The organism is Pseudoalteromonas sp. MelDa3 (assembly GCF_002863625.1).
In the GTDB taxonomy this organism is placed as follows: domain Bacteria; phylum Pseudomonadota; class Gammaproteobacteria; order Enterobacterales; family Alteromonadaceae; genus Pseudoalteromonas; species Pseudoalteromonas arctica.
The window spans coordinates 14,985-33,046 of sequence record NZ_PJBR01000040.1 but is presented as its reverse complement, the minus strand read 5'-3'; the positions used below and the strand labels follow the sequence as shown (position 1 = coordinate 33,046).

The 18,062-nt window shown below is 41.3% G+C and carries 9 protein-coding genes; 3 read left to right on the top strand and 6 right to left on the bottom strand.

Annotated features, from left to right (window positions below):
• Window positions 1-126: 126 nt before the first annotated feature.
• The 3 genes from CXF89_RS09965 (at window position 127) to CXF89_RS09955 (ending at window position 9,705) form a co-directional block, all read left to right on the top strand.
• Window positions 127-2,862, top strand: a complete 2,736-nt coding sequence (locus CXF89_RS09965) for a poly(beta-D-mannuronate) lyase (RefSeq protein ID WP_121954505.1) — start codon at window positions 127-129, stop codon at window positions 2,860-2,862.
• Window positions 2,863-3,187: 325 nt separating this feature from the next.
• Window positions 3,188-6,220 carry a TonB-dependent receptor gene (locus CXF89_RS09960; RefSeq protein WP_024598711.1) on the top strand — a complete coding sequence of 1,011 codons (3,033 nt, stop codon included), beginning with the start codon at window positions 3,188-3,190 and terminating at the stop codon, window positions 6,218-6,220.
• Between the two features lie 521 nt (window positions 6,221-6,741).
• Complete coding sequence (locus tag CXF89_RS09955; protein ID WP_076924853.1) at window positions 6,742-9,705, top strand: TonB-dependent receptor; 2,964 nt, start codon at window positions 6,742-6,744, stop codon at window positions 9,703-9,705.
• 210 nt (window positions 9,706-9,915) lie between these two features.
• On the opposite strand, the gene CXF89_RS09950 is transcribed toward CXF89_RS09955, so the two are convergent.
• The 6 genes from CXF89_RS09950 to rsxC all read right to left on the bottom strand — a co-directional run bounded on the left by CXF89_RS09950 (window position 9,916) and on the right by rsxC (window position 18,058).
• Window positions 9,916-11,826, bottom strand: a complete 1,911-nt coding sequence (locus CXF89_RS09950; protein ID WP_121954504.1) for an aminotransferase class V-fold PLP-dependent enzyme — start codon at window positions 11,824-11,826, stop codon at window positions 9,916-9,918.
• A 705-nt stretch (window positions 11,827-12,531) separates the two neighbouring features.
• Window positions 12,532-13,164 carry an endonuclease III gene (gene nth / locus CXF89_RS09940; RefSeq protein WP_121954502.1) on the bottom strand — a complete coding sequence of 211 codons (633 nt, stop codon included), beginning with the start codon at window positions 13,162-13,164 and terminating at the stop codon, window positions 12,532-12,534.
• 49 nt (window positions 13,165-13,213) lie between these two features.
• A complete protein-coding gene (locus CXF89_RS09935; RefSeq protein WP_007585346.1) occupies window positions 13,214-13,912 on the bottom strand; it encodes an electron transport complex subunit E in 699 nt (232 codons plus the stop codon).
• The gene (gene rsxG / locus CXF89_RS09930) at window positions 13,909-14,550 is read right to left on the bottom strand and encodes an electron transport complex subunit RsxG (RefSeq protein WP_121954501.1); all 642 of its coding nucleotides are present in this window, start codon (window positions 14,548-14,550) and stop codon (window positions 13,909-13,911) included. The genes CXF89_RS09935 and rsxG overlap by 4 nt, the downstream gene beginning before the upstream one ends.
• Window positions 14,547-15,605 carry an electron transport complex subunit RsxD gene (gene rsxD / locus CXF89_RS09925; RefSeq protein ID WP_121954500.1) on the bottom strand — a complete coding sequence of 353 codons (1,059 nt, stop codon included), beginning with the start codon at window positions 15,603-15,605 and terminating at the stop codon, window positions 14,547-14,549. Before rsxD ends, rsxG begins: the two co-directional genes overlap by 4 nt.
• Entirely contained in the window at window positions 15,602-18,058 is a 2,457-nt protein-coding gene (rsxC, locus tag CXF89_RS09920; protein ID WP_121954499.1) for an electron transport complex subunit RsxC, read from the bottom strand. Before rsxC ends, rsxD begins: the two co-directional genes overlap by 4 nt.
• Window positions 18,059-18,062: the final 4 nt, after the last annotated feature.

Here is an 18,062-nt window from a genome sequence, read left to right as displayed (position 1 = left end):
TTACCAAGTTGGTTAACAATTTATTTGCAACTCAAATAAATTTGGTAATACACACGTGAATTATTTGGTAACACACACAATAGATAACCAAATAGTAAAACCATAAATTTGGAGAATAGAGCCACCATGAAATTAAAACATTTTGCGCTATGCGCTATTGCAGCAGCAATAGTTGGTTGTGACACAAACTCAAACAATAATGACAACAACTTGGGCTCTATTGCTCTTAGTGGAACAGTTACAAGCGGACAAACATTAACGGCAGAAGTTAGTGACCCTGATGGCATCTCAGGTGACGTGACTTACTATTGGTATGCAGATGGTGAGGCAATTGCAGGTGCAAATAGCGCTTCATTTACACTGACTGACGATCAGATAGGCTTACCAATTACTGTTCAAGGGCTTTATACCGATGATGGCGGTATTAATGAATCACATATTACAGAACCAACCGCAGATGTTGCCGCAATCGCATTCCCTGCAAGTTTAACCATTGCGGGTGACGCGCTAGTTGGTTCGCAACTAACAGCCAATGTAGCTGACGAAAACGGTTTTGATGGCGATACAGTAACTTATAAATGGTTTGCTGATGACGTAGAGATTGCAGATGAAGCACTTTCAACGCTCACGTTAACAGACGCACAGTTTGGTACAGTTATTACAGTTAGTGCATCTTTTGAAGATAGCCGCGGGTTTGCTGAATCTGTTACATCTACTGGAACACAAGTTGTAGCACGAACAAATTCAGAAGGCCAAGTTACAATTAGTGGCACGCCAACTGTTGGCAATACATTAACAGCAGAAATTGCAGATACCGATGGAGCAACCGGAGATATAACTTATCAGTGGCTTGCTGATGCACAAGAGATAGTTGGCGAGACAGAAAGTACCTTTACAGTTGATGCATCACTGTTAGGTCAAAAGATAAGTGTTCAAGTTGCTTATACAGATGATAATGGATTTATCGAGGATAATACGTCTGAGGAAACAATTGCTGTTTGTGCTGTTGCGGTTGACGAAGCCGGTAGCGTCGCAATTATGGGCGTAGCGCCTTATTTGACAAGTGGCGAGTTAACAGCTGAGATAACAGATAACAATGGTGTTGAAGAGGCAAACGTTACTTATACTTGGTCTGCTGATGGCGTTGAAGTAGCCGACAGTAATAGTAAAACATTTACACCTGCTGCTTACGCTGGCTCAATAATGTCGGTAAAAGCTACGTATACAGATAACGATGGCTTTGCGAGTGAGGTTACAAACTCACTTGATACATTGGTTTACACACAATTAGTTAGTAACCCTGAAGCACTCCTTGGTGCTTTAAGCGGCGGTTTAGCTGATGGTGATGTTATTGGCTTAAACACTGGTGTTTATGCTGATATGGACGCAATTTTATTAACCAGTGCAGTAACGCTTCGCGCTGTAGAAGGTCAAACTCCTGTACTTAGCGGTGAAGTATGTGTACATGTAGCTGCTGGAGTAGATGGCGCTGGATTAACAGGGCTTACCTTTAAGAATATAGATACTAAAGCGGGCGCATTTTGTGAAGCCGAAGAAGATGCTGTTATTTACTCAGAAGGCGATAACTTTACTTTTTCGCAAAACACAATGGATGGCGATGAAGCAACGCTAAACAACTCTACTTATCATTGGTTAATGCTAAAAGGTAAAGGCGCTTTAATCGAACGTAATACATTTTCTAATCGTAATTTTGCTGAAAATGGCTCCGTGATTAAAATGGCATCTGCAAGCTCGGATCACGTTATCGAATATAACTTGTTTAGTGGCACTAGTAGCAATCCAAACTTTGATAATTCTAGCTTACATTTAATTAATGTTGGCAGTACTACAGGCTCGGACGCAGCAGAGAAAACTAATTTTACTATTCAATACAACCGAGTAGAAAACTTTGTAACGGGTCGTCGTTTAATGCGAGTGCAAACATCGGGTGCAACCATCAAAGGCAATACAATCGTAAATCCTAATGGTGGTATTTCACTAGAAGATGGTGGCTTCAACAGTGTTACAGATAACGTTATTATTCGAACTACCGATATTGCAAGCTCTGATGATCGCCCAGCGGGTATATTAATTACACCACTTGGTCACACCGTAAGTAACAACTACGTTGCAGGTATTCGTTCTGGTAATAAAGAAGCGGGCGGTATTGTATTTACAGCTAACCCATTTTCTCAAGCTGACGGCGGTGTGCCAAACTCGGGTAACCAAGCTGTGCTTGATAGTGCTGGTGACTTTACACTAAATGTAACAAATAATACGGTTTTGAACTCACAGCAGCCTATCGTATTTAGTACTGAAATAGGTTCGCGTGCCCCCGTTAGTGACTGTGATGATCTAACAGCCGCTGATGCACCAGTGCTTTATGGTTTAACTAAAAACGCATTTAAAATAACCTTTAATGGTAATTTAATCGCTAATGGTTTAGGTGATCAAACAGACGAAGACACAATAAATAGCAGTGCTACAACTCAAGGCTTATTTTACCCAAATACACTTGAAAGTGACCATGCTTTTGAATATGACTGTGACTTAATTAATCATGATAGTTCGGTGCTAAGTAACAACTTTGGTTATATGGATAGTCGAGTATCAGGCGATGCAAGCGGTGACTGGGTTGAAATTAGAAAACTAAACGGTAATGGCGCATTCGATACTGATGGTGCAATTGACCAAGACCCAGCAACGAATGGTAAAGAAGTGCTTGAGTACGTTACAGCAACAAGTACGTTATTAGAAACTGACCCTGCAGGCCTTCAGGCAGAGGCGGGTGCTAAAGGGCTTCATTATATTCAATCATCTGAAGTAGGTGTTGGATCTACATGGGAAATCCAAAACGATTAAATAACCAATTAATCAGTTAACTTTTAAAAGCCCCAAATTTGGGGCTTTTTTATTGTTTATACTTTTCACCACACTTTAATTTAGCCTACATAACTCATTTATGGACTAGCTTAGAGATGTTTATATTCTAGTAAAAAACCTGCCTGACCTTCTGGTAATGCCGCTATGTAAAAATTGGTATACCTTATGGTAATATTAAAACGCTAAATTGGTTGATCATATGGCTGCGTTTGAGTATATTAAAGTCAAAGGACACATAAAATATACATAAGCATAACAAGCTAACACACTAAAATCACACAACAACAACCAGCGGAGAATTCAAATGTCGTTGAAGTCACGAGATAGCAATAATTCTACAACAGGGCAGTTTGCAATGCGCCCAGTTGCAAAATGGGTAAGAACAGCGGTCATCGCAGGTATGGCAAGTTCTTGCGTATTTACAGCAAGCGCACAAGAAGATCAGGGAAAAGCGACAGAAGTTGAAGAAGACGTTGAAATAATTAGTGTTACAGGTACTCGTAGAACAATACAGGACCAAATAGCAATTAAACGTGAAGCAACAACGGTAGTTGATGGCTTGTCATCAGAAGACATTGGTGATTTACCAGCACTGTCTATTGGTGAAGCACTTGAGTCAATTACAGGCGCTGCATCTCACCGTGAAAATGGTGGTGCAACTGAAATAACTATCCGTGGACTTGGTCCATTTTTAAGCGCAACACACATTAATGGTCGTGAAGCGACTAATGGTAGTGGTGACCGCTCAGTTAACTTTTCGCAGTTTCCTTCTGAACTTGTAAAAAAAGTAGCGATATATAAAACGCAAGATGCCTCAATGATTGAAGGTGGTGTTGCAGGTGTTATTGCACTTGAAACTATAACTCCACTTGATTTTGGCAAACAACGTGTATCTGCAGAGGTTAAATTAAACTACAACCCTGATGAAGGTAATGTAGATAATTCACTTCAAAGTGACGCTGGTTACCGTGGCACGTTTAGTTATGTTGACCAGTTTGAATTTGATAACGGCCAAGCCGTTGGTGTGTCTTTTGGTGTACAGCGCCAAGATATTAGCCAACCAGAAGCTGAATACAGAAGCTCTAGCCCATCAGGTTCTTCATTATGGGCCTGTTTAAACGATCCAAATAATACTAATGAAGGTTTTTACCGTAGCAGCGCAGGCGACTGTGAAGACCAAGTTAGTGGCAGTAGCAACCAAGGTTACGATACAGAAATTGATCCTGAAACGGGCAAAGCAGTAAGTGATGGTACTCCGTATGCTTGGACTGGTAGTAGCCGAAGCTACCGTCAAAACGAGACATCAGATGAGCGTGATGCAATGTTTTTTGCACTGCAATACCAACCTTCAGCTGATTGGGATGTTAACTTTGATGCGCAAATTTCAGATAGAACACAACAAGAAGCACGCCACGATTTAATCTTTTTACAAAAACGTGCCACACCAGGTGTAACAGGTCCAACACTTGTTACTAACGATGTAGGCGGTATTTTGCACTGGGAAGGTGAAGAGCGCATTGAATCAGCGGGTGAGCAATTTTCTCGTGAAGAAAACTACCAAGGTTACGGCATAAATATAGAACATACAGTTACTGATAGATTAACTGTTGACCTAGATTTAGCATATTCAAAAACTGAACGTGAAGAACTTCAAATATCTAACCGTGGTAGAACATCAGGTCGTAATTTCTTTTCTTGGGATATGGGTGATGAGATCCCTCATTTCACACTGACAGATTTTGATGTAACAGATATTTCAAACTTTACAGATAGCCTAAGAACGCGACTTGACCGTGAAAATGTTCGTGAAAACGAAGTTATCTCAGCGCGATTAGATTTTGACTATGCGCTAGATGGTAACGTTTTCACCAGTGTACAAGGTGGTATTAGAACATCTGAAATGACGTTCCTACAGTATGGTGGTAGCCAAGGTAACGGTTCAAGAAACGAATTTACACTAGACTCTGGTACAGAAGCGCTTGACGTATTACAAGGTTGTCAAATCGACTTTCCAGAATCAGGCTTTTTATCGAGTGTATCTGATGGCGATATTGTAACAAATGTTGATAGTGACGGTAACGTTGTAGATAGCGGTACAGGTTCATCATGGGCTACATACGACAACGTATGTTTCTCACAAGCTGTAGCTGGTTCTAACGCTGATGGTGTGTTTGCTTACCCAGAAGTTGAATATGAAAATGCAGGTACAATTGATGTAACAGAAAAAACAACATCAGTGTACTTAATGGCTAATTACGATACAGAAATGTTTGGTAAATTCATTCGCGGTAACTTTGGTCTTCGTATTGTAGACACAGAAGTAACTTCGATTGGTTTTAGAAATAGCTTTGATGTTGTAACAAGTGATACCGGTGTACTTTCTCTGGTTGAATCTGATAATGGTTCATTGGATAAAATAAAAAGCGGTGGTGACTACACTAAGTATTTACCAAGTTTTAACCTAGTTATTGATTACAGTGAAGATATTTTATTTCGAGCTGGTATATACCGTGGTATGTCACGCGCAGATCCATCTGATTTAGGTTACAGCCGTACATTCCAAGAAGATACAGAAGGTACAGCAACTTCAATCAGCGATTTATTAGTGGGTGTAAATGGTTCTGGTAACCCAGATACTCAACCGCTTATGTCGTGGAACTACGATGCTGCATTTGAATGGTACCCTAACGAAGATTCAATCTTAGCGTTAAGCTTATACTACAAACAGTTCAACGGTGGTTTTCAACAACAAACAGTAATTGAAGATTTTACTGTTGCCGGTGAAACTGTTTCATTACCAATTACTAACTCTGTTACATCAGACGAGGACAGTGAAATATTAGGTCTTGAAGCTTCATTTTCTTACCGCTGGGATAATGGCATCGGTATGAAATTTGGTTACAACTATGCAGACACTGATTTTGAGTTCCAAGATAGCTTGTACGGCGATACGTTTGAGACTGACGTAGATGGTAATACTACACAATTAACTGATGGTATTATTGAGTCGGCTTCAGTACCTGGTTTCTCAAAGCATGTATTTAGCAGCCAGCTTTACTACCAAATAGGTGGATTTGATACTGCCGTTATTTACAAATATCGTAGTGAGTATTTCCAACCATATACTACAAATGGTACTCGACTTCGTTATGTTGATGGCGTAGGTGTGTGGGAAATGCGCGCATCATACAAAATTGATGAGCACTTTAGAGTTAAAGCTGAGGCAATTAACTTGTTCAGTGCTCCTAAATCACAAGATTTCTTTGTTGAAGGTAACCTAGGTGAAGTGAATGACTACGGCCCACGTTTATTCTTAGGCTTAAGCTACAAGCTATAATAGTTAAACACTTAATCATATTAAAAAGGCGGTTTTACCGCCTTTTTTGATCCTCAAATTCTTCAATTTTATATTTTCGATAGCGTTAGCTAACAGTACTCAAAAAAACTCACTCCAGAATTACGCTACTTGACTAAAACAATTAAATTGGTTAACCAATATTGCTATTTGTTCAGTACGCCTAACATCATCGATTTTTCCTGCCTAAATTATTTCATTTTTAAAACGATAACTCTTCTAACCCTTGTTATTAATAGGCCTATTTCTAATGAAACTTAAAAACCATAAATAACATTAACTTAAAATGTAAGTTTTGCTATTAGTTTGAAGGTTAGATAGGTTTTTCTATTTTGGTAATAACATATTGCATAATATTTGATCTAAATTAATTACCAAAAGGTTGACCTTTTTATAGTTGAGTGTAAATATAAAGTTAAGGTTTTGTAATAATTAAGGGCTTTTAATAAAAACAATAAAGTAGCTGGTTAAACATAGCATTTCACACACACAGGAAAAAAACTATGAGTCACAAGTTATCTAAAATTACACTGGCAGTTATATCGGCAACTGCACTTGGTATGTCTTTGTCTACACAAGCGCAAGAAGCTCCAAAAAAAGCTGCAGATGATCTTGAGGTTATCGAGGTTTCAGGTATTCGACAATCGCTTACAAATGCGCTTGCACAAAAGCGTTCAGCAGACAGCCTTGTTGAAATTATTGAGGCTGTAGATATTGGTAAGCTACCAGATCAAAACCTCGCAGAAGTACTTGAAAACGTAACAGGGATTCAAATTACCCGTGAAGCAGGGGTAGGTACGGGCGTTCAAATTCGTGGTACCAATGCTAATCGTACAGAAGTGAACGGCGTATCAACAGTTGGCTCAGGTTCTGGACGAAGTGGTATTAGTTTTGAAGATGTATCAGCAGCAATTATCTCTGGTGTAGAAGTAATTAAGTCCCCTGAAGCAAAAACAATCGAAGGCTCTGTGGGCGCAACAATAAACTTGAAAACAATTCGCCCGTTACAGTTAAATGAAACTCTAGGCTCAATTAGAGTTCAAGGTGAAGATAGTAGCTTATCAACAGACGGTGTCACTCCTCGAGTTTCTGGTGCCTGGGGGGATAACTGGGAGCTTGATTCGGGCGGTAAGTTTGGTGTTGTATTTAGTGGTAGTTACAGTGAGCAAGACGTAACCGCATTTCGTCCTCGCGCAGATAGAGATAATTCGGTAGCCGCTGATAGTGGTGCAGCAAGTGCACAATCATTTGATTTCCTACCAGTACAGTTTTTAATTCAAGATTATGATAATTACGAATACGAGACAAAAAACTTCGCAGGTACATTTGAATATGCGCCAAACGATAATATGAAATTCTTTTTTGATGCAGTTGTTAACGATCAAGAGCGCCGCCAAGAAAGCTCTAGAGTACAAGCATCTGGCCTAAGTGATCTTAGAAATGTATCAATACCGAGTGAGTTTGAAACAGTTAATTTTGGTTCGCTTGACGGACAGAACCTAGGCAGCATTCAAGCGGCTGTGAGAGGCGTTATTCCGGTTGAAGACGGTGGTGGCGATCCTAACTTGCGTTTTTCTAGCGATACTAATTCACGCATCACAAAGAGCAAAATATTTAGAATAGGAGGGGAATGGCAAGGCGATAGATTATTTGCAAGTGTTGAAGCCTCAACCTCGCGTTCTGATTCAACTACACCAAGCTTTAATACAACGCTTAATTTTATAAATCCAAATGTTGCTACTAATTCGTCAAATGAAAACGGGACTCCTTTTGAGTATGATCTTACAGGTGATGCACTTACGTTTGGGATTGCGACGGGTGAGGCAAACGCGCCAACAATGGCTCAATTACTTGACCCTGCAAATGTTGTTCTACGTGACGTAAACCAAGGGCAAGATGAGTCAGAAAATACAGAAGATGCGTTTCGTACAGATTTTACATATTACTTAGATGATGTAATAACGTCAGTCGATTTCGGTTACCGCTACAGTAAAACGAGTAGTGTGTCGGATCAAGTTCGTTCTAACGTTGGTTTAAGAAATATGGCTGATAGCCCAACGGGTGATTTATTTGCACAATTATTAACAGCGGGCCCAGATAACTTTAACGATGGTGATGGGCGAGCACTCTATATTCGTGATTTCTTACTTATAAACCCAGAGCTTGCATCCTCTGATCCACAAGCCGTATTAGCAGCGCTTAACCAAGCGATTGAAGCTAATAATGCAATAACAGGTTCTGATCGTGGTCCAATAAGTTCACCAACGTCTCAAGTAAATGCGTTTTTTGATATTGAAGAAGAAACACATGCCTTATATGCACAAGCAAATTTTGAGTATGGCATGTTTCGCGGTAACTTTGGCCTGCGTTATTTAGAGACTGAAGTTACATCGCTAGGTAACTCTGTTACTCAAGATGGAAGTGGCAACGAACTGGTTACTCAGCTAACGTCAAAAGGTGATTACGATTTCTTTTTACCACGATTTAATTTAGCCGCGAATGTAAGTGAAGATGTGATTGTTCGTTTAGGTTGGTCTAAAGATATTAGACGCCCAGATTTTGATGACCTATCTACATCTGTTACGTTTGGCACCAGCCCTAATAGTGCCGTTTCAATTGGTAACTCAGGCTTAGCGCCAGAAGAAGTAACCTCTTTCGATATATCCACTGATTGGTATTTTGCACCCGCTGCTTTGTTAAGTGTGGGGTACTTTCATAAAACACGTAGCGATTTGCACGTTACACAGCAAGTTGACCCATTTGAAGACCCAAGTACAGGCTTTCGCGATACAAATGGTCCAGAATGTGAAGGCGGCGGCATATTTAATCCAATTGCAGACATAAACGTATTTGGTCCAGATGCTGGGGTAGGGTTATGTGTTCCTACGCAAACTACTATTAATGATTCTGGGGAAACAACACAGCAAGGTATCGAGCTTGCAGCTCAATACGACTTATCAAATTTTGAAAAAGAACTAGGATGGGCATCAGGTTTTGGTGTGGTTGCTAACTATACCTATCAAGAATTTTCTGGTGGCGAATCATTTGACACCGCAACGAGTCGTGCAAATGCTGTTTTTGCATTAACAACAGGTAACCCTGATGCAGACATAAGTGCTAAGCAATCACTCATTGATCTGTCAGAAAACGCATATAACATCACATTCTACTATGAGAAATACGGTCTATCTGCTCGAGCGCGTTATACGTGGCGCGAAGGGTACCGTTCAACTGATTTTGGTAGCACCTCGAGCTTCCCATGGGGTTTCCCTGTTGTACAAGAAGATAGAGGGCAGCTTAATGCCAGCATAAGTTATGATGTGAACGATCAGCTAAATATCGGTATTGAAGCCGTTAACTTAACTGAATCAGAAGTTAGCCAATCTTGTGTGAACGAAGGTGCTTTACTTTGTTTCCAAGGTATTACAGACCGCCGTATTACATTTGGCGCAAGCTATAGATTTTAAAAGGTATAGTTAAATCGAGTCTATAAGTGTGTGTATTTAAAGACGGTAAAAGCAAGCCACCTGGCTTGCTTTTTTTTAACTAAAACTAGTTAATATTTATAAGAATGATTTATTCCACTTTGTATTTTACTTCTAAATACTGTTACAGCGGCAATGTCTTGCGACACTGCCGGCAGTAATAATGTGTGGGGTAGTAGTAAAGGAATACTTTTATTTCTTAACCTTACCCTTAAGAACATAAATTTCACCATCAAAACTGCCTTGAATCGTCAGCCCTTGGCTTGCCAACTCTTGCAAATATTCAACATGATCATCAGTAATATGCTGGCCTGGGACTAAAAGCGGAATGCCCGGTGGGTATGGAGTAACTAAACCTGCACAAATGCGGTTGCTACTTTTGCTAATAGGCACAGATTCGCGGTCGCCATAAAAAGCATCGCTTGGAATACATGCCAAGTCTATGGCTGGTAAGTTTTCAGGTAAGCGAGCTCTGCGCGTCGATTTCGACAATTTTACCTTACCGCTGTCTAGCTTTTTCAATGCATTGTACAAACGAATTATCTTCGAACGCGTGCCACCAAGCGTGAGTAAAACCAAGATGGTGCTGTGTGTGTATTTTTCTATCTCCAGCCCAATTTCATCCAGTAGATATTTATGAATATCTTTTAATGAGTAAGGTAGCTCACTAATATCAATAAGGATTTTTAATGGATCGTGACCCATGTTATCACCACTAAAATGCGGGAATATTTCCATAAAGTCTTGCTTAGCTAATACTTTAATTTGCTTAAGCGAGGCCATCTGTTGTTTAAACTCTTCAACATGATTTAGCAGCGCATTGAGCAGCTTATAACCTTCCATCTCTAATTGCTTTTGGCACACGTCAAGCGATGCAATAAGCTGATATTTAGGCGATGTACTAGCGTAGATACTATAAATCTCTCGAAAGAAATCAGCATCAAAATCGGGGTCGTTAATATGAATATAAGACGCTTGAGAAAACGCCGATACTACTTTATGCGCCGAATGTGTGATGTAGTCAGCCCCAGCATGTATTGCAGAATAATGACGAAAGCTAGGATGAAACAAAGAGTATGCAAACCAGGCTTCATCTATAAACACCTTGATACCATATTGATGAGCATAATCTACGACTTGTTTCAGGTCGCTAAGTAGGCCATCGTAGGTACAACCGGTAAGCACTAGTAATTTAGCATCAGTATTGTTTTCAATTGCTAACTTGATGTCGGCCAACGACGGTGGCGCGAAAATACCATATTTTGGATTTAAGATACTCGCCAAATAAATGGGGTAGCTAGCTGATTGCAAGATGCCATAGTGTACTGATTTATGGCAATTACGGTCGACAATTACTTTATCTCCCTTGCGCAGGAGTGTCTGCAAAATGATTTTATTTGAGGTAGATGAACCATTTGTAACAAAGTAGGTGTGCTTAACTTCAAACGTCGCCGCCGCTGATTCTTGAGCGCGACCAATGGTATTAGTGCTGTCTGACAATGAACCTAGCGAGTCTACCGAAACCGACAGGTCGCCAACAAATACATTGCGGCCGTAAAACTGATAAAAATCTTTGATGTAAGGTGAGTTTCTAAAGCTAGAACCCCCACTATGACCCGGTGTATGCCAAGAGTCGTTTGCTTCACCAACGTAACGACGATATGCCGTCCAAAATGGTGTTTCAGAGCGGTCGTCAAAATCGTTAATCATATAACCTAAAATAGCTTCTGGGTCAGAAATCACTTCATCTTTAAAAAAGAAAGATTCGATTTCTTCTGATTCGTTTACGATCTCCAGCCCTTTAGTGTCGTCGCCAATAACATAAACCGGTAACTCGAGACGAATCGCTTTTAAATCCTCGATAAAGCGACTATACATTCGCTCACCCACTTTGTTGTGCATATCCCAACTGAGAACCACAGCTTGAATATCACCATCTTCCTCTACACATTCCAGCGCGTGTTTAAGCTCGAGGCATTCAATAATATCGATATGAATATCGTCTCGCTCAAAGTTAGGAATGGTCTTTGACAGATTCGTTGAAAGCCCTTGTAAAGTGGCTGGGTCTTGTTCAATTATCAAGATACGAAGTAGAGGTAGCATAAAGGGTTTCGCAATATAATTTTATAATGCTCACTAGCATAACCAAAGGAGTGTAACTTGTGAAATTAATACTTTGATAATGTTCTAATAATTGTTCTATTTCACTAACATGCCCTCACGTATAAAAATGTTTTATCTAGATGGATTGATAGGCGCGGCTTTATGTCGCGCTTTTGAGGCTTGTGCTTTATTGCGCGAGGTAAACTCGCGACTACAGGGTTGGTGTGGTATTTGTAGGCGTGGCTTTATGCCGCGCTTTTGGGATTTTGAGGCTTGTGCTTTATTGCGCGAGGTAAACTCGCGACTACAGGGTTGGCGTGGTATTTGTAGGCGTGGCTTTATGCCGCGCTTTTGGGATTTTGGGATTTTGGGGCTTGTGCTTTATTGCGCGAGGTAAACTCGCGACTACAGGGTTGGCGTTGTATTTGTAGGCGTGGCTTTATGCCGCGCTTTTGGGATTTTGGGGCTTATGCTTTATTGCGCGAGGTAAACTCGCGACTACAGGGTTGGCGTTGTATTTGTAGGCGTGGCTTTATGCCGCGCTTTTGGGATTTTGGGGCTTGTGCTTTATTGCGCGAGGTAAACTCGCGACTACAGGGTTGGCGTTGTATTTGTAGGCGGGGCTTTATGCCGCGCTTTTGGGGTTTTGAGGCTTGTGCTTCATTGCGCGAGGTAAACTCGCGACTACTTGCCGCGCTTTTGGAACTAATCAGTTTTTTCTTTAAACTCACACAAGTCTTCAATAATACAGCTGCCACACTTTGGTTTACGCGCTACGCAGGTGTAACGCCCGTGCAGTATTAACCAATGGTGAACGTCTACTTTAAATTCTTTTGGTACAACCTTTTCAAGCTTTTGTTCTACAGCGACAACATCTTTACCCATGGCAAGCTTGGTACGGTTAGATACACGAAATATATGTGTATCCACGGCTATTACAGGCCAGCCAAAGGCGGTATTGAGTACAACATTAGCTGTTTTACGGCCAACGCCTGGTAGAGCCTCTAACGCTTCACGATTTTCTGGCACGATGCTGTTATGTTCATCCACCAAAATTTGGCACATTTTGTACACGTTGGCAGCTTTAGAATTAAATAAGCCAATGGTTTTTATATAATCACGCAGTGTGTCGTGCCCAATATCTAAAATGGCTTGGGGTGTATTAGCAACAGGGAACAACTTTCGAGTGGCTTTATTAACGCCTACATCGGTTGCTTGCGCTGAGAGTGTTACTGCTACTAGTAACTCAAACGGGCTTGAATATTCAAGCTCTGTAACTGGATGTGGATTATCATCGCGCAGGCGGGATAATATTTGGTGACGTTTTTCTTTATTCATGCAACTTAAAACGTATTAGTGCTAATTGTTGCTCTAATACGTTTTCCCCTTAAGTTAAGCTAGTAACACGTGCTCGAGGGCCTTTTTCAGCCTCTGGCGGTGCAATTTGCTTTGATTTTATTTGTGCGTCAATTACGTTTTTTGCAGCAATAAGCAGCCCAAGCCCTAAAAAGGCACCCGGAGGTAAAATTGCGAGTAAAAATTGGTTATCAAAGTTAAATACTTCTATGCGCAAGCTCTGTGCCCATGGGCCAAGTAATAAGTCGGCGCCGTCAAACAGCGTACCTTGGCCAATTAACTCACGCATAGCGCCTAAAACAACAAGCACAATCATAAAGCCTAAACCCATCATTAAGCCGTCAAATGCTGATAAATGAACAGGATTTTTAGAGGCGTATGCTTCGGCGCGGCCAATAATGGCGCAGTTAGTTACAATCAACGGGATAAAAATCCCCAATGATTGATACAAACCAAAGGTGTAAGCGTTCATAAGTAATTGAACTATAGTTACAAAGCCCGCGATGATCATGACAAATACAGGTATACGAATATCTTTTGGCACCCAGTTACGCACAATTGATACGGTAACATTTGAGCCTATTAGTACGAGTAAAGTTGCTAAGCCTAAACCTAAGGCATTTGTTACAGTTGAGGTAACGGCAAGCAGTGGACATAAACCTAAAAGCTGTACAAGGGCAGGGTTATTTACCCACACACCTTCTTTGTATAATGTTTTTAACTCACTCATTTAGCTACCTCCATACATTCGGCATTAGGTGCTGCAAAAATATCATCAAAATTAGTTTGTGCGAACAATACGGCATTTTTAACAGAGCCCACTACAGCACGGGGCGTTATGGTTGCACCTGTAAATTGATCAAACTGGCCGCCATCTTTTTTTACAGCCCAACGAGCGTCATCTTCACCTTCAACCGTTAAGTTTTTAAATGCGGTGATCCAAAGTGATTTTTTAACTTCTACTTTATCGCCTAAACCTGGGGTTTCTTCATGTTTAGTAGTGCGTACACCCGCTATGGTGCCATCACTTAAAACGGCGGTTAATAGATTTATATCGCCACTGTAGCCGTTTGGCGTAACATGCCTAATGACAACAGCGACTGGTTTATTGTTTTTACGAGCACGGTAAATTACTTGTTCTGAGTGTGGACCTAGTTTTTCGTCAGTAATAATTACGCAATCTTGTGACAATTGATTGTCGTACGATTTTGGGTCGAGCACTTCTTGTAGCTGCGCAGTAAGTTGCAGTTGTTCTTGCTCTGCAATTTTATCGGCAGTAAGCGCGTTGATAGAGGCAACTAAGCCCGTTGTTGCTAACGCAAACGCAGTTAAAATAGCACCATTTTTAGCCATTGAGGAAATGATCATTTTACTGCTCCATGGCCATAAGTACGCGGCTGTGTGTAGTAGTCTATTAGCGGCACGGCAATATTAATCAGTAATACACTAAATGCGATGGCATCAGGAAAACCACCAAAGGTACGAATTAAATAAATCAGTAAGCCAATTAGTGCGCCATAAATTAAGCGCCCTTTGTTAGTTGTTGCTGCAGATACCGGATCGGTTGCTATAAAAAAGGCCCCCATCATTGTGGCGCCACTTAATAAGTGAAATAGGGTACCCGGCTCTGTTCCTGGTGCTGCAATATAACCAATCGCACTACATAGTGCTAAACTTGCAATAAAACTTACAGGAATATGCCAGTTAATTATTTTTGCTTTTAATAAATATAAACCACCCGCTAAAAATCCTAAGTTAACCCACACCCAACCAAGGCCAGCCCATTCGTTAAATAGTGGCTTTTGCATACTTTCGGTAACGGTTAAACCGTGTGCTATGTCTGTTTTAACAGTATCCAGCGGTGTTGCCATTGTTAGGCCATCAACCCCTGCACGTACTTGATCTAGGCTAAACCCAGAGGCCGTAAAATCTGTAAATATTAGCCTTAGCTGATCAGCAAAGCCTATTGGTGTATTTATTAAATCAGTTACTGGCAACCATGCGGTCATTTGTACTGGAAACGAAACTAAAAGCAGTACATAAGCCGCCATTGCTGGATTGAATAAGTTAAAACCAAGGCCACCATAAAGTTGCTTAACGATAACAATAGAAAATAAACAGCCAATAATAATTATCCACCAAGGTGCAAGTGGAGGGATACTCAGTGCCAGTAACACAGCAGTAAGCCATGCGCTGCCATCACTTAATGCAGGCCAAACAGGGCGTTTGCGCATTAGCATTATTGCAGCTTCAAATACACTTACAGCAACAAGGGCTAGTACTAGCTGAATAAGCACCCCGGTACCAAAAAAGAAAACTTGAGCAATTAGCCCAGGAACACACGCAGCAATAACGCTAAGCATTAATCGTGTTAACGATTTATGGCTGTGATTATGCGGCGAACTGGCCATGGTTAATTTCATGACTGATTATTTCCTTCTTTTTGTAACTTTTTAGCTTTTGCTCTCGCAATTGCAGCAGCCACGGCGGCTTTTTTCTTATCGTCGGCTGATTTAGGTTTATCTGCGCTAATAAGATCTGATGAGTCATCGGTGTTATTTTCTGCACTCTTCGGTGCTGCGCTATCAACTTGTAGCTCTTGCGGCTGAGTTTGTTCGGTATCTTCTAGCGCTTTAGCCGCTTTTTTAGCTTTAGCGCGAGCTATGGCCGCAGCTACCGCTGCCTTTTTGTCATCAACAGGCTCATCGCTTTGTGGATCTTCACTCACGACTTGCTCAGAGTCTTCTAATGCTTTAGCCGCTTTTTTAGCTTTAGCACGAGCAATGGCCGCCGCTACCGCTGCTTTTTTGTCATCAACAGGTGCCACGCTTTGTGGATCTTCACTCACGACTTGCTGAGAGTCTTCTAATGCTTTAGCTGCTTTTTTAGCTTTAGCACGAGCAATGGCAGCAGCTACGGCTGCCTTTTTGTCATCAACAGGTGTCACGCTTTGTGGCTCTTCACTTACTGTCTGCTCAGCCACTTCACTTGCTTGTGCCGCCTTTTTGGCTTTAGCACGAGCAATGGCCGCAGCTACCGCTGCTTTTTTATCATTAACAGGGGTATCGCTTTGTGATTCGTCACTTGCAGCTTGTTCAGCGTTATCTAATGCTTGTGCTGCTTTTTTAGCTTTAGCTCGAGCAATGGCTGCAGCGACTGCTGATTTTTTATCATCAACGGGTGCAGTCTCGGCCGATTCATCTGTTTGCGATTTTTGCTCTTTATATTTGCGCGCTTGTTCTTTACGTAGTGCGCGCTCTTTTGCTACTTCGGTATTGTCTGGCTCTAGTTCTTCGCCTTGTTGCTTTTTAGCTTTGGCGCGTGCGATAGCGGCAGCAACAGCTGATTTTTCATCGCCGTTATCGGCTTTATTTTTAACACGAGCTAATGCATCAGCTACTTTTTGCTTTTCGTCAGCTGATTTAGCGGCAGGTTTACGTTTATGGCGGTTTTGACGTTCTTCTTGCTCGCGATCTAAACGCTCTTTTCGTGCATCAAAACGCTCTTTTGCTCTGTCGGCTTTTATTTTGTCAGCTTGCTGTTCTTTAATTTCAACTTTGGCCACACGATAGTATTGTACAAGAGGAATTTCACTTGGGCACACATATGCACAAGCACCACATTCAATACAGTCAAATAAATTGTGTTCTTGTAGTTTGTCGTACTCTTTTGATTTAGCAAACCACTGTAATTGCTGTGGCAATAAAGAAGCAGGGCAGGCATCGGCACAAGCACTACAACGAATGCAGGCTTTTTCAGGGCCGGGTTCTGCTAGCTCTTTATGATCGGGCGCTAAAATACAGTTAGTTGTTTTAACTATGCCAATACGTACTGTGGGTAGCGTAAATCCCATCATCGGGCCGCCCATCACAACACTTTGCTGAGGTACAGGCGAGAACCCTTGGCAATCAAGTAAGTGCTTTATTTCAGTGCCAAGTAGTGCCCATACATTTCCAGGCTTATGAATAGTGTTACCTGTTACCGTAACTATACGTTCAATGAGTGGTTTACCTTCATAAACGGCTTGTTGTACGGCAAACAAAGTACCCGTGTTGTGCACTAAAATACCAATATCGGCAGGAATACCAATGCTAGGAACTTCTCGGTTGGTAAGTAATTTAATTAACTGCTTTTCACCGCCAGAGGGGTAAATAGTGGGCACCGTTTGAATAATTATTTTTGAGTTATGCTCAGCTGCTTGCTTCATTGCTGCAATAGCTTCTGGCTTATTATCTTCTATACCCACAATGCACAGTGTTGGGTTTAAAAGCTGCTGCATAATTTCAATGCCTTGGATAACTTCTTTAGCGTGTTCGCGCATTAAAACGTCATCGGCAGTAATATAAGGTTCGCACTCAACAGCATTTACAATCAAAAATTCGATAGGCTGCTTAGTATCTGCTTTCACATAAGTAGGAAAACCAGCTCCACCCATACCACTAATACCGGCTTGGTGAATAATATTTATTAGCTCGTCATGACTAAGCTCAGCAGGATTTTTATTTTTATTTAGAGCTACCCATTCGTCTTTGCCGTCTGGTTCAATAATAACACTTAGTTCAGGTAGGGCCGATGGATGTGCTGATGGCATAGGTGCAATATCAGTAACCACACCAGAGCTTGGCGCATGCACAGGTACCGACCAGTTAGCAGCAGGCGCTGTAAGTGGTTGGCCTTTTAAGACGTGTTGGCCTTTTTCTACAAGTAACTTACCGTTTGCGCCTATGTGTTGCTTAAGCGCAACAATGAGTTTGTCGGGCAAAGGTAGGCGAGTGATACTCGCACTATTAGAGAGTGATTTTTGCTGTGGTGGGTGTATGCCGCCAGGAAATGCCCACACGGTGCCTTTTTTTATTTGTTCAAGTAACTTGTCCACTCAA

Bases quoted from the DNA above. Each gene is read 5' to 3' on its own strand.
- CXF89_RS09935 (WP_007585346.1), bottom strand. From the start codon at position 13,912: ATGAGTGAGTTAAAAACATTATACAAAGAAGGTGTGTGGGTAAATAAC.
- CXF89_RS09960 (WP_024598711.1), top strand. From the start codon at position 3,188: ATGTCGTTGAAGTCACGAGATAGCAATAATTCTACAACAGGGCAGTTT.
- rsxG (WP_121954501.1), bottom strand. From the start codon at position 14,550: ATGATCATTTCCTCAATGGCTAAAAATGGTGCTATTTTAACTGCGTTT.
- CXF89_RS09950 (WP_121954504.1), bottom strand. From the start codon at position 11,826: ATGCTACCTCTACTTCGTATCTTGATAATTGAACAAGACCCAGCCACT.
- CXF89_RS09955 (WP_076924853.1), top strand. From the start codon at position 6,742: ATGAGTCACAAGTTATCTAAAATTACACTGGCAGTTATATCGGCAACT.
- nth (WP_121954502.1), bottom strand. From the start codon at position 13,164: ATGAATAAAGAAAAACGTCACCAAATATTATCCCGCCTGCGCGATGAT.
- CXF89_RS09965 (WP_121954505.1), top strand. From the start codon at position 127: ATGAAATTAAAACATTTTGCGCTATGCGCTATTGCAGCAGCAATAGTT.
- rsxD (WP_121954500.1), bottom strand. From the start codon at position 15,605: ATGAAATTAACCATGGCCAGTTCGCCGCATAATCACAGCCATAAATCG.